Annotated in this window: 11 protein-coding genes, 1 tRNA gene and 2 pseudogenes; 5 read left to right on the top strand and 9 right to left on the bottom strand. The window is 43.4% G+C overall.

Annotation, left to right across the window (positions count from 1 at the left end):
* Positions 1-55: 55 nt before the first annotated feature.
* Both JCM15907_RS13040 and JCM15907_RS07685 read right to left on the bottom strand, forming a co-directional pair.
* The gene (locus tag JCM15907_RS13040; protein ID WP_159099929.1) at positions 56-229 is read right to left on the bottom strand and encodes a hypothetical protein; all 174 of its coding nucleotides are present in this window, start codon (positions 227-229) and stop codon (positions 56-58) included.
* Positions 230-294: 65 nt separating this feature from the next.
* Positions 295-368: transfer RNA gene (locus JCM15907_RS07685), tRNA-Arg, on the bottom strand.
* A gap of 280 nt (positions 369-648) precedes the next feature.
* Here JCM15907_RS07685 and JCM15907_RS07680 point away from each other — a divergent pair.
* The 4 genes from JCM15907_RS07680 to JCM15907_RS11380 all read left to right on the top strand — a co-directional run bounded on the left by JCM15907_RS07680 (position 649) and on the right by JCM15907_RS11380 (position 4,915).
* Positions 649-1,629: a polyprenyl synthetase family protein gene (locus tag JCM15907_RS07680; RefSeq protein WP_025843359.1), complete on the top strand. Its 981-nt coding sequence runs from the start codon at positions 649-651 to the stop codon at positions 1,627-1,629.
* Between the two features lie 736 nt (positions 1,630-2,365).
* Positions 2,366-2,986 (top strand): C40 family peptidase, encoded by a 621-nt coding sequence (locus JCM15907_RS12430; RefSeq protein ID WP_025843358.1) that lies wholly within the window; start codon positions 2,366-2,368, stop codon positions 2,984-2,986.
* A 350-nt stretch (positions 2,987-3,336) separates the two neighbouring features.
* Positions 3,337-3,951, top strand: a complete 615-nt coding sequence (locus tag JCM15907_RS07670) for a hypothetical protein (RefSeq protein ID WP_148297493.1) — start codon at positions 3,337-3,339, stop codon at positions 3,949-3,951.
* 28 nt (positions 3,952-3,979) lie between these two features.
* A complete protein-coding gene (locus JCM15907_RS11380; RefSeq protein ID WP_025843356.1) occupies positions 3,980-4,915 on the top strand; it encodes a hypothetical protein in 936 nt (311 codons plus the stop codon).
* 189 nt (positions 4,916-5,104) lie between these two features.
* On the opposite strand, the pseudogene deoC reads toward JCM15907_RS11380, so the two are convergent.
* The 7 genes and pseudogenes from deoC to JCM15907_RS13035 all read right to left on the bottom strand — a co-directional run bounded on the left by deoC (position 5,105) and on the right by JCM15907_RS13035 (position 12,100).
* Positions 5,105-5,979: pseudogene (gene deoC / locus JCM15907_RS11375) on the bottom strand (deoxyribose-phosphate aldolase).
* A 4-nt stretch (positions 5,980-5,983) separates the two neighbouring features.
* The gene (locus tag JCM15907_RS07655) at positions 5,984-6,313 is read right to left on the bottom strand and encodes a nucleotide pyrophosphohydrolase (protein WP_025843355.1); all 330 of its coding nucleotides are present in this window, start codon (positions 6,311-6,313) and stop codon (positions 5,984-5,986) included.
* A gap of 33 nt (positions 6,314-6,346) precedes the next feature.
* Positions 6,347-6,799: a D-aminoacyl-tRNA deacylase gene (gene dtd / locus JCM15907_RS07650; protein WP_025843354.1), complete on the bottom strand. Its 453-nt coding sequence runs from the start codon at positions 6,797-6,799 to the stop codon at positions 6,347-6,349.
* A 10-nt stretch (positions 6,800-6,809) separates the two neighbouring features.
* On the bottom strand, positions 6,810-8,654 hold the full coding sequence (gene uvrC / locus JCM15907_RS07645; protein WP_025843353.1) for an excinuclease ABC subunit UvrC: 1,845 nt from the start codon (positions 8,652-8,654) through the stop codon (positions 6,810-6,812).
* 46 nt (positions 8,655-8,700) lie between these two features.
* A pseudogene (gene mnmG, locus JCM15907_RS11370) lies at positions 8,701-10,582 on the bottom strand (tRNA uridine-5-carboxymethylaminomethyl(34) synthesis enzyme MnmG).
* A gap of 621 nt (positions 10,583-11,203) precedes the next feature.
* On the bottom strand, positions 11,204-11,674 hold the full coding sequence (locus JCM15907_RS07635) for a hypothetical protein (RefSeq protein WP_036885630.1): 471 nt from the start codon (positions 11,672-11,674) through the stop codon (positions 11,204-11,206).
* Between the two features lie 228 nt (positions 11,675-11,902).
* Positions 11,903-12,100 (bottom strand): hypothetical protein, encoded by a 198-nt coding sequence (locus JCM15907_RS13035; protein WP_025843351.1) that lies wholly within the window; start codon positions 12,098-12,100, stop codon positions 11,903-11,905.
* Here JCM15907_RS13035 and JCM15907_RS12665 point away from each other — a divergent pair.
* Positions 12,099-12,341, top strand: coding sequence for a hypothetical protein (locus JCM15907_RS12665; protein WP_025843350.1), 243 nt, complete (start codon positions 12,099-12,101; stop codon positions 12,339-12,341). The genes JCM15907_RS13035 and JCM15907_RS12665 overlap by 2 nt on opposite strands.
* Positions 12,342-12,417: the final 76 nt, after the last annotated feature.

Here is a 12,417-nt window from a genome sequence, read left to right as displayed (position 1 = left end):
CCTTTATGCAGATTTGTCAAAGGGGATAAAAGACTCTTTCGAGCGGTATAGCTATCTATTTCTTCTTGCTTCTATGGCGCATAATCCTTCGTCCTACTATGTCGGATAGAATACATCCTACTGTGATTGTCACGGCAGTGTGCCACGCATACACTTTCCAGAAGGTAGGAATTAGGAGGAGGAGCAGTAGCAAAAGAGATGCTATGGTATAGAAGATAATACTTTTCATAGTGGTTGTTGAAAAGTTATTGTGTCTACGTACCACGGGTTGCATGTTACTATTATCGAGAGAAGTGACTCGGGTGGGATTCAAACCCACGACCTTCAGAACCGGAATCTGACGCTCTATTCAGCTAAGCTACCGAGCCATTGGAAGACGCTACAAAGGTCTCATCGGGCAGTTACTCCCTTGCTCTAAGAGAGTAATAGCCTTACAAAAGTACAATTTTTCACGTGATTATATCGCTTTGCCCTTTTTCTCGTTGCTCCTCTCTACGTGGGGTTCTTCTATTCTTATCGAGCCGTTGTCTCGCCTCTTTGTAGAGCCCTTGCCCCGAGTCCTTCACGGCTTCACTTTTTTGCTTCCAGCTTTTCTAACTCTGAAACTTTATTGTATTTTTGTTTGTTAGAGAGTTAAAAGCATATAGGATGAATGTATTACGGAAAATAGCTCAACCCATAGAGACCTTTCGTCAGGAGTTTGAGACATCTTTTGCGAACTCTTTTCAGAATACTTCTGGGTTGGTTCAAGAGGCTTTGACCCATGTAAATGGTACTACGGGCAAACACATTCGTCCTTTATTACTCGGTTTATGTGCGGGAATGTGCGGGAGCACTCCCTCCGAGAAGAGTGTAAATGCTGCGGTACTCTTGGAGTTATTGCACTCGGCTTCGCTAATTCATGATGATGTTATAGATCAGTCGCCTCGTCGCCGAGGAGCTTTGACGCTCAATGCTATTTACAGCAATCATGTAGCCGTCTTGGTGGGCGATTATTTGCTTTCGGTGGCTTTTATGCAGGCTACCGAATCGGGCAGTAAAGAGCTTATGAAGATTGCCGCTTCAGTAGGGAAGGCACTTTCGGAAGGAGAGCTAAGACAGATAGAAGCAGCGCAAGATAGTAAGATGACCACCGAGGAGCAGTACATCAATATCATAGAGAAAAAGACAGCAGCTCTCTTTGAAGCCTTTGCTTTCTTGGGGGCTCGTAGCGTAGAGGCTTCGGGCGAACAACTTCTACTTTGCTCCTCTATCGGGAAAAACTTGGGCTATGCTTTCCAAATCAAAGATGATATCTTCGATTATACGCCCTCTAAAGAGATAGGAAAACCAACGAGTAACGATATTTTGGAGGGTAAAATCACCCTGCCCCTTATTTGTGCCTACCAAAAAGCCTCCGCAGAGGAACAAGAAAAGATGCGTAGCTGTATCGAAAAGGCTCCGAGCAATGAAGAGGCACTCCAAGAGTTAATGAACTATGTGCATAAGTTCGATGCTCTTTCATTGGCACACGAAAAGCTATTGCTATATACTGAACGTGCTAAAGAGGCTATACTACGCTTTGAAGACTCTCCCTATCGCCACTCGATGTTACAGCTGGTAGACTTCCTCGTGGAGCGCAATTATTAACTCCGCCATCACACATACCTAATTGATCGGAGAAACTAACGAACCGCTTTACAACAGCTTTTTAATTGTTCTCCTTACTCTATTTTCTTCTTAATTCTATTTCTGTGGCTCTTTGATAGAGCCGACTTCATCAACATCTCTACGAGCAGAGCATCTCTTCTTGAGATAGTTTTCCTTATCTCTTACCTCCTATTTGTTACGTTCTGATAGGGTTAGAAAAGAAAGGGTTAATCCTTTGGAGCGAAACCATCGTACCTTTTGTCTCTAACCCTCTTTGCAAACTCGCAAAAGGGTTAATGGTTAAAAATCTTAGCAACACTTCTCCACGAATTAGGGGCGATAGCTTCTTTCAAGCAGATCTTTGAGACAACGAATAAAACCTCCCTTATGCTCTCAAATTGTCCAATATATATTTTCCATTTGCCCTATGTAAAAAGATTTTTTCCCTTCTATTTGTTGCTTCCTTTCCATCTATCCTTTGGTAGCGAGTAACCGTTTCTTTTTTACAAATTTCTACTTTTTGCTTTGCTATGCTCCTCTTAATCCGAATCAGTAGTAGCTTCCTTTTTCTCCTCTATAATAGCTCCACAAGAGGTTTGCTAAGTTTGTTAGTCGCTTATTATCAATGTTTTCTACTCGTTAGATTATTCTTATATTTGTCCTTGGCTTTGTTGTGAGTACTTGAAACCAAGCATTACAACGATTGTCATTAGTAGTATATTTTAATAGTAACGGTATGAATAGACACTGCAAGGTAGTACTGCTTTTGCTCTTCTGTACTTCTCTTTGGACAAGTATGAAAGCAGGAGTAACGAGTCCTCCCTCTGTTCAGAAAGAGCATCGTTTATTGCAATTCATTTTGAAAGAGCATGCCCCGCTCATTGATACACTTACGCTTATTGCCAAAGGACAAAAACTCGTATCCGAAGAGGAGCAAGTACCCGAAATAATCCGTAATATCATATCTGACGGGCGTAAATATCTTGGCAAACCATACAAGTGTAGAGGGATAGCAAAGTGGCCTCTTGATTGCTCTGGGTTTCTATATTTCATCTACGGCAATCAAGGGATTTCTTTGGCACGCACCAGCTATGCTATGCATTCGGAATGCAAGAAGGTAGAAAAGCCAAGAGTCGGAGATTTAATTTTCTTCAAGGGTACTCCTCGCCATAGACCCAATGGAGTAGGACACGTGGCAATGATTGTGGAGATTAAAGATGGTATTATCTATATGATGCATAGTTCATCGAGAGGCATCGTTTGGGAGAATTTTACGGGGCGCAAAAACTACGAGAAGCGTTTTGTCTCTTTTGGGCGTATTACCGCTTTGAATAACCATTGGCAAAATGCTCTCTAATCGCCCATCGCCCACCTCTAATGGAAGCTCGGCTTGTCGGGTAGGGTTGCACCTCTTGGCTCTAATCGAGTCGTGTACAGCCTCTATCCTTTGGTGACTATGCAACGCTTTTAGAGCGAGCAAGGTCTCACCTACATAGACCTCTTTTTGCCCATTTCTTCCTACTTTCCTATGAACTTATCCTAAAAATACAATGGAGAATCTTTTTTATTTTCTTCTTTAAAAGACCTTTTCATTCTGTTTTTTATACTTTACTGTATAAACTGTTAGTTTTTTAGGATATTTGTTGCCGACCTGGTTGCTTTTTGGTGAAATGATTTTATTATTGTACTTTCATAGTAACTAATTTTGTGTATTCATTTAAAAATATAGGAAATATGAAAAAATTGACTTCATCATTAGTTGTATTGTTTTTATTCCTCAGTGCTATATTGTTGGGCGGTTGCGAGGCTTTGAAAAAGCCTAAAGATCCTGATGACTTGCATACTATTGTTTCTGCAGAACTAAAGAAAGACTTCCCTTTAGAGATAGATTTAGCAGCCTTCAATCAAACAGCTCAGAAGGGTGTTTGGAGAGATGGAACAGAGAGAGTTCTTTTTGAGGGTATCTTGAGGTGGAATTTGAAAGAGATGTGTGAGCAAGCTGGTTTTCAGTTACGCAATTTGAAACAGTTAGAATTGGAAGAAGTGACTATTAAAGCACATACTCCCTCTGATTATAACGTAGGTTTTTTTAGAAAACTCTCTATTTTATCAGGTACCCCATTAAAGCCCTTTGCTCAAAGTGATAATAGTAATGCTCAAGACCAAATCACTTTTACCCTTTCGGATAAGGATTTACTAAAGTTATTGAAAAATGAAGAGCTTGCAATTAAGCTAGTAACAACACAAAAAGGAAAAGCCCCTATGGTGGATAAGTTGTTACTGGTGATTCTTTTCAAGGGTAACATTAAGGTGGAGAAGTAATTGTTTTCGCAAAAAACTTACCAAAGGTATGAATAAGAGTATTATCTGCTTTCTTTTTTTACTTCTTGCTGTTCCTTGTACTTTTTTTGCTCAAGATTCAAGGTTAGAAGAGGTGGTGGAGGGTTTCCTTTCCGAAGTTAGAGTTTCTTCTATAGCCCCTAGAGAGGCTATGGATAACTATAGTTCTATTGATGTAGTAGAGTCTATGGTTCCTTTAACTATGGATAGTCCTTATAAAATAGGAGGGGGAGTAGGTTTTCGATTGAGTTTTCCTGAAGGAATGCAATTCACCGCTGCTGTTTCCTTTCTTCCTGAACTAACAGCACGTGCTGGCTTTGGTTTTATTCCCTCTACAAGTCTCTTTAATCGAGATATTGCTCTGAGAGACTTTAACTATAAGAATGGCAATCAAACAAATTCAGAGAATTTTCCTGATGTTAGGACATCACTTAAGTTGAGTAATTTTCAAGGACATCTTTTACTAGATTATCATCCTTTTAGAAACTCGTTTCGACTAACAGGAGGGTTTTATCTCGGACGTTTGAAGCTCAAGGGAGACCTTGCTTTGATAGATCATAAAACAAAGAAGCCCATAACTTTTGATAATGAAATATTTGATCCGAGTGCTGACCATACAATAACCTTCTATGATGCGTCGAATAGTCAGGATAAAGTAGTCATCAAACCAAGTGATAAACTGTCATTAGATATGTCTGTTAATTGGGGACGTGTTTTCCAACCCTATTTGGGTATTGGTGGGGGATATAATGTTTCTAAAACACCTGTTTCATTCGTTTGGGATATTGGTTTTGTTGTAGCGGGAAAGGCGAAAGTATCTTCTTCAAACGTAATAGAGGGAGATTTAAATAACCTTTTAGATTATTCAAAAGAGGTTCAACAGCTACTTTACTATACTCAAATTTTACCTGTTGCCAGTGTTGGTATATCGGTGAAACTCTTTTAATCAAAGAGCTTCTAGCGTGTTGCTAGGCTTTCTTTCTTTCTTTCAGATATTTCCAGAATAAAATAAAAAGAATAGAAAAAAGTCTCATCCTTAGCCTTTGTATGGGAGCTAAGGATGAGACTTCTTTTTATAACGTGTGGAACGGTTGTTCTTTAGAAACCGTGCAATACTCCTACTGGCTTGGGCGTTTTAGTGGGTTTCTTTGATAGCTTTTTCTAAGTTGCCTACCAAACTACTTGCTCCGATGCGGAAGAGTTCGGGAGTAAGCCATTCTTTTCCGAGCACTTCAGATACAATGCAGTAGTATTTAACTGCATCCTCTGCCGTGCGCACACCACCTGAAACTTTTATTCCCATTCGTTTATTGTAGCGTTGGTGGTATTCTTTAAGCACGCAACACATGGTATAAACTGCCTCTAAAGTGGCTCCGGGGAACTCTTTGCCCGTAGAGGTTTTGATGAAATCAGCACCACTAAAGAGAGAGAGAATAGAGGCTCTGCGTATAGATTCGGCATCTTTCAGAGCACCTGTCTCCAATATAACTTTCAGATGCGCCCCACGGCAAGAGGCTTTCTGCTCCTCTATTTCGACTACAGCAGAGGCGTAATCGCCACTTAAGAAGTGATTTAAGTTAAGTACAATGTCTATTTCATTAGCTCCAGAAGCGACAGTTAGTGCCGTTTCGGCATATTTTATCTCTTCGAAAGTCTGTGAGGCTGGGAAGCCACCACTAACGGCTGCGATGTGTACACTGGCACTTGAAGGTATTTCTTCACCACGGGTACTTGTAAAGGGTATACGCATATCGCCGCAACGTGGGGTAGGGTAGGCTCTTTGCGAGCAGTTTCATTGACGCTATCGACCATCTTTTTGATGCTCTCCTCCGTATCGGTGCCTGAGAGCGAAGTAAGGTCTATGGTGCTACGCAAGAAGCGTAACGTCTCTTGGGTATAAGCCTTGGCGTAGTTTTTCTCTATTATAACCTCAACTTCTGCCGTAATCTTCTCTTCAGAAAGGGCAGGAGCAAAGAGGTCGAATGCCTCGTTATATCTGTTTTTTTCCATGCTTTTAACTCTTTAGTTTAGGGTTGTTTTTATGTCGTTGCTTATCTCTTAGCGTTTTCTTCTCTATGTTTTTTTGAAGAGCCTCTTCGAGGTTAATACCTGTTTGGTTAGCGATGCAGGTCAAGACCCATAGTACATCTGCCAATTCATCGGCTAACTCTTGAGGTTTTTCGCCCTCCTTACGGCTCTGATCTCCGTAGGTACGTGCCATAATCCTCGCTACTTCTCCCACTTCTTCGCAGAGGATAGCCATATTTGTAAGTTCAGAAAAGTAGCGTACCCCATACTCTTTGATCCATTTGTCTACACACTCTTGAAGCTCTTGTAGGGTCATATTGATTGGTTTATATAGTTGATTTACAGGTTGTTATATATTTTCTTCTGTGTCTATAATGATGGTTACGGGTCCATCATTGGTAAGTGAGACTTGCATATCTGCACCAAACTGCCCCCGAGCTACGGGCTTGCCCAACGTTTGCTCCATAGCTAAGCAGAAACGGTCATAGAGGGGTTCGCTGATAGCTCCTTTGGCAGCGTTTATGTAACTGGGTCTATTGCCCTTTTTGGTATTGGCCATAAGGGTGAATTGGCTTACCATAAGCACCTCTCCCTCTACATCCATCACAGAGCGATTCATAACCCCTTCGTCGTCGTTGAATATACGTAGGGCGGCTACCTTTCTGCAAAGGTACTCTATTTCTCTATCGCCATCACTCTCTTTGATGCCTACCAAGATGAGCAACCCCCTCTCTATGGAGGAGAAAAGTGCGCCCCCAATGCTCACGGAGGCGTTCTGTACACGTTGTATGACCAGTTTCATAGTCTCTTTTTTATGATATTGTAGCGTTGTTTTCTTTGTCGTTTTCTTTTTTGGGGGTAGAGGGGTGGAGAGCTTCGAATAGTTGAGTACCTCTCTTTGTTCCGATAGATTGCATTAAATCTTCCCTACTTGCCTGCTTGAGTCGAGCTATACTTTTGTACTCTTTGAGTAAGGCTTTTCTTAATTGAGGTCCGATGCCTTTGATGTTATCTAATTCAGATTTGATTTGTCCCTTGCTGCGTAACGAACGATGGAATGTGATACCAAAGCGGTGTGCTTCGTCGCGAATGTGTTGTAGGGTACGTAGCGTGTCGGAACCCCTCTTGAGGAAAAGGGGGATGGGATTGTCGGGGTAGAAGACTTCTTCGAGCCGTTCGGCAAGTCCGATGACCTCCACTTGCTCTAAGATACCGAGCTTTTGGAGTGTTTCGGTGGCTACTTTTAACTGTCCCTTACCGCCATCTATCACGATGAGGTCGGGTAAAGGCTCTCCTTCGCTCACTACCTTGCTATACCGACGAGTAATGATTTCGTGCATAGAGGCATAGTCGTTGGGACCGATTACACTTTTCACGTGAAACTTTCTGTACGATGATTTCCGAGGTTTCCCATTGTGGAAGACCACGCAAGCCGCTACGGGATGTGTGCCTTGTATATTGGAGTTGTCGAAACACTCTATTACTCTGGGGTATTTCTTCAGTTGTAAATCGGCTTTCATTCGTTGCATTAGCTGTAAAGCTCTCTGTTCGGGGTTGAGTTTCTCAGCTCTTTTCAGCTGGTCTAACTTGTACTGACGGACGTTGTTGTAGGAGAGATCCAGTAAATGCTTCTTTTCTCCCTGCTTGGGAATGGTAAGTTTACAACGTTTGTGTGGTTGCCATTCGATGGGGTAGGGCAGTATAATCTCCTCGGCATGACTGTCGAAACGCTGACGAAGCTCTATGATGGCGGTCGTTAGGAGGTCTTCTTTGCTCTCGTCGATGGGCTTCTTCCACTCCAATGTCATGGCGCGGACTATGGCTCCCTCGTGTACTTGCATCATGTTGATGTATGCTTTGCTCTCTTCTTCATCGTAGCTAAAGACGTCTATGTCGTGTGTGATTTGCGGTGCTACCGTATGCTTGTTGGTGTAGTTTTGGAGCATATCGAGCTGAGCCTTCTCTCGTGCTGCCTCTTCGTACTGCTCTTTTTCGGCGTAGGCAAACATCTTTTCGGTGGTTTGCTGTATGAGTTGCTTGAGATTGCCTTTTAGTAGCTCGGAGGCTTCTCGTATCTTCTGGTTGTATTCCGCCCACGATATTTTACCCACGCAGGGGGCTTCGCAACGTTTTATGTGGTACTGAAGGCAGGTTTGAAACGCTCCTTTTCGGATATTTTCTTGGGTGAGTTTGAGGCGACAGGTGCGTGTTTGGTAGAGTTCTCGTATGAGTCCCACCATCTTATGTGCGTTGCCTACGTTGGTGTAAGGACCAAAGTAGGTGCCATCATTGCGGAGCTTATTGCGGGTAACTATGATGCGAGGGAATTCTTCCTTTGTAACTACGATGCTGGGATACGACTTGTCGTCTTTAAGAAGGATATTATACTTCGGTTTAAGAGTCTTGATGAGGTTGTTTTCGAGCAGAAGGGCTTCGCTCTCATCTTCTACCACTATGTATTTTACCTCTCGTATGGAGGCCACCAAGAGCCTTGTTTTGCGGTCGGTATGCTCTTTGGAGAAGTAGCTGGCTATCCGTTTGCGCAGGTTTTTGGCTTTGCCTACATAGATGATACTTTCCTCGTCGTTGAAGTATTGGTAACATCCTGGGAGCTCTGGGATAGTAGGGATTATCTTCTTTATTTCCTCGAGAGTCATCGTAATGTAGGGTCTTTTCTTGTTTTCACGTGAAACAAAAGCAGCATTACTTCTGACACAAAACAATCAAAATACTAATGTCGTGTGGAGAAACCCCCGGTATGCGTGCCGCTTGCCCTATGGTGATGGGGCGTATCTTGTCCAACTTTTGGCGCGCTTCGGTGGATAGGCTTTCGATTTTGAGATAGTCGAAACGATCGCCCAGTTTTATGTTTTCCAAACGAACCATCTTGTCGGCTTGCAGTTTCTCTCGCTCTATATAACCCGCATATTTGATGGCAATCTCAGAGGCTTCGATAACTTCTTTACGCTTCTGTGCAACTTTTTCGGCTTTTGCTTTGACCTCTGGAAGCAAACGCAGGGCGAGGTCGAAGGTTACCTTCGTGCGCAACAAAAATTCTCTCAGTTTGATGGCATGTTTTAGGGGTTGCTCTCCAATCTCTTCCAGCGTACTATTGACCAATTCGGGCTTGACAGAGTACTGGCTCGTAAAGGCGATTAGCTTCTGAATAGCGGTTTGCTTTTGCGTGAAATGCTCTATCCTCTCTGCCGAAGCTAAACCGAGTTCGATAGCTTTGGGTGTGAGTCTTTCGTCGGCATTGTCTTGGCGAAGGAGCGTGCGGAACTCTGCTCGTGAGGTAAACATACGGTAGGGTTCATCTACCCCTTTCGTTACAAGATCGTCAATGAGTACTCCTATGTAGCTTCATTACGTCCTAAAATGAAAGGTTCTCTACCTTTTAGAGCATTGTGAGCGTTGATGCCAGCTATGAGTCCTTGTCCTGCGGCTTCTTCGTAGCCTGTAGTTCCGTTGATTTGACCTGCAAAGTAGAGCCCTGCTATCTGTTTGGTTTCAAGTGTATGTTGTAGCTGTGTAGGGTCGAAATAGTCGTATTCGATGGCATACCCCGGTCGGTAGATACGCACATTACGGAGGGCTGGAATGCTTTTGAGCGCTTTGATTTGTGTCTCCATCGGCAGAGAAGAGGAGAATCCATTGAGGTAATACTCATTGGTAACCGCACCTTCGGGTTCAAGGAAGAGCTGATGGGCTGTTTTGTCCGCAAAGGTTACGATTTTCGTCTCTATACTTGGGCAGTAACGAGGTCCGATACTATCTATTTGACCATTATAGAGGGGCGATTCGTCGAGCGAACCTCGCAATATTTCGTGGCATTCCTCATTGGTGTAGAGGATATGGCAAGGAAGTTGAGGCATCCGAGGCATATCGGGCGTAGATAGGAAGGAGAAAGCGTTAAACTCTGCATCGCCCTCTTGTAGGGTAGTGAGACTCCAATCCACGCTACGGCCGTCGATGCGAGCAGGAGTACCTGTTTTCATACGTCCTGCCACGAAACCCATTTGAATCAGTTGGTCGGTAATGCCGTACGAAGCGGGTTCGCTGACCCGTCCTCCTGGTAGCATGGTAGAGCCGAAGTGCATCAATCCACCCAAAAACGTACCTACGGTGAGGATAACTTTCGGAGCATAGAACTTTTTCTTCAGAGCGGTCTCTACGCCTACTACGTTCTCTCCGTCGAAGATGAGTTGTAGTACACTGTCTTGCCACATATCGAGCTGTTCAATAGCATCGAGCTTTTGCCTCCATTGCTCCATAAAACGCATACGATCTATTTGGGCACGAGGGCTCCACATAGCAGGCCCTTTGCTCCTATTGAGCATCCGAAACTGAATGGAGGAGGCATCCGAAACGATGCCCGACAAGCCCCCGAGGGCATCTATCTCACGAACGATCTGCCTTTGGCTATACCTCCCATAGCGGGGTTACAGCTCATCTGGGCTATTTTGTTCATATCGTGGGTGATGAGTAGCACGTGCGAACCTAACGTAGCTGCCGCAGCTGCTGCCTCGCACCCTGCGTGCCCACCTCCTACTACTATAATATCGTAATCAAAAGTATGCGTCATTTTCTTCTCCTTGGAGCAATGGTTATTATCAAAGCAAAATTAGTTATTTACCGATTAGTAGCGTATGGCGCCCAAAGGAGTCTCGTTGCCTTGTTTCCTCGGAGCGTTGGTTGCGCTCTTATACTTCTTATAATCAGGTGATTACAAGCCTTTCGGGCGACTTTTTACATTAGTATAACCGCGTTTTTACTAAAAGGTTCGTAGGGGAGTGCATAAAACTTTTGAAGGAGGGTCTCAATTATGTTTAGTTGTTTGAGAGGGAGAGCTTCGCCAACTTTTCGGAAGGTGTTGTTCCCTCTTGAGTAGGGTGGGGCAATTTTACTCGGAGGGTTCTGAAAGTTTGCTTTAATGGTTTTGCGAGTTTACAACGTAGGTTTCGAGAGTTTGCTTTAATGGTTTTGCGAGTTTGCAACGTAGGTTTCAAAAGCTACTTCGGAGGGTCGTGAGGGGCTGCAAGAAACTTTCAATGAAAAAGAGGGGGAGAATAAGTGGGGAGGAATAGAGGAAGCTGCTCGATAGGTAAGAGGTTTGCTCTGCTTTTATCGAAGAGGGCAAAAAAAGAGGCTGTGTTATAATGAAAATGACACAGCCTCTTGCTCTTCTTACGAGAGGGTAGTTGGTTTATTCTGTTCTGTACTTAACGGTGAAAGTACCCTCTTTTTGGTACTCAACGTAAATTTCAAAGTTTTTATCGACTTCGAGGGAGTTGGTCAGCTCATAGGCTATTCGCATAGCTTCGGACTGCTCCTTTCCTTTGCCTCCTATGCTCCAACTTTCATCTGTTAGAGGCTCTCCTGCTTGGGAGTCGCTATTTTTTCTCACTACAAGATGGGCAAAAGCCTCCGATACCTTATACTCTTCTTGACTCATGGCAAGATACTCATCGGACGAAGCTATGTGTAGGATGTAAAAATCTTCGGTAGGGTATTTTTCCATCCCTTCGGTGATAGCCTTTCCCAGTGGAGTCTCTTTTATTTGAACCTCCTCGATGGTTTGCTCTCTATTGCTTGTGTTACTACTCTGACATGCCATTAAGGACAATAGAGACAATCCTACGGATAAAAGTAGGTATAATCCTTTTCTGTATTCCATATTATTAGAGTCTTTTAGTTGTTAATTGATACAGTAACCGCCTCGTAAGATGTGGAGTTGCGAACATTTCACAACGTAAAGATATGTTTTTTGATATGCCGAAACAAATTTTTTTGTTCTCTCTCTCTTAAAGAATGCTACTGCGGAGTGTTTCGTATGGTTTAATTCTATATTTTTGCGTGCAAGAGACTGTGATACTCTACGGACTACTCCTTTCGGGTAGAGGAGCTACTTGGCAAGGAGAGGGCAGTAGGAAACCAAGAGTAGAATTATTATTCCAAAACGATTGAAAGCTATGGTAAGAGCTGGTGGTGCAAGAGGTTGTATTACCTCGTGGGTAATGTGTTTTTTCATGGTGGCTTCACTAACGGTATTCTCTTCGTGCAAGACGAGGGCTGTTTTGTCGAGCAAGGTAGCGTTGGGCATGACCCAGCAAGAGGTGGTAAAGATCTGTGGTAAACCCTATAAACAGAGTGCAAGAAAAGACCCTGCCAATAACTTGCAGGAGGAGTACTTCTATAAGGAGAAGATTTGGGACGATGTTTGGTCGTCCGACGAAACGACGGTCAATCACGTATTTGTCTTCAACAACGGCGTTTTGGTGGCTATCGAACAGGCCGAAGAAACCCACAACAGCACCAAAAGACATATGGTAGTGAATCTCTAAGCACCGCATAAAAGTATTTTTGTGATACGTAGTAATGAGGGTGGGGGCAAAAGCAATTTTGTTGCCCCCTCTTGCT

This window comes from Porphyromonas gingivicanis JCM 15907, assembly GCF_000614585.1.
In the GTDB taxonomy this organism is placed as follows: Bacteria; Bacteroidota; Bacteroidia; order Bacteroidales; family Porphyromonadaceae; genus Porphyromonas; species Porphyromonas gingivicanis.
This window is presented reverse-complemented; position numbering and strand designations above follow the sequence as displayed.

What these genes read in the sequence shown, in the direction of transcription:
- JCM15907_RS07680 (WP_025843359.1), top strand. Translation starts at nt 649, where the DNA reads ATGAATGTATTACGGAAAATAGCTCAACCCATAGAGACCTTTCGTCAG.
- JCM15907_RS07635 (WP_036885630.1), bottom strand. Translation starts at nt 11,674, where the DNA reads ATGGAATACAGAAAAGGATTATACCTACTTTTATCCGTAGGATTGTCT.
- dtd (WP_025843354.1), bottom strand. Translation starts at nt 6,799, where the DNA reads ATGAAACTGGTCATACAACGTGTACAGAACGCCTCCGTGAGCATTGGG.
- JCM15907_RS11380 (WP_025843356.1), top strand. Translation starts at nt 3,980, where the DNA reads ATGAATAAGAGTATTATCTGCTTTCTTTTTTTACTTCTTGCTGTTCCT.
- JCM15907_RS12665 (WP_025843350.1), top strand. Translation starts at nt 12,099, where the DNA reads ATGACCCAGCAAGAGGTGGTAAAGATCTGTGGTAAACCCTATAAACAG.
- JCM15907_RS12430 (WP_025843358.1), top strand. Translation starts at nt 2,366, where the DNA reads ATGAATAGACACTGCAAGGTAGTACTGCTTTTGCTCTTCTGTACTTCT.
- JCM15907_RS07655 (WP_025843355.1), bottom strand. Translation starts at nt 6,313, where the DNA reads ATGACCCTACAAGAGCTTCAAGAGTGTGTAGACAAATGGATCAAAGAG.
- uvrC (WP_025843353.1), bottom strand. Translation starts at nt 8,654, where the DNA reads ATGACTCTCGAGGAAATAAAGAAGATAATCCCTACTATCCCAGAGCTC.
- JCM15907_RS13040 (WP_159099929.1), bottom strand. Translation starts at nt 229, where the DNA reads ATGAAAAGTATTATCTTCTATACCATAGCATCTCTTTTGCTACTGCTC.
- JCM15907_RS13035 (WP_025843351.1), bottom strand. Translation starts at nt 12,100, where the DNA reads ATGCCCAACGCTACCTTGCTCGACAAAACAGCCCTCGTCTTGCACGAA.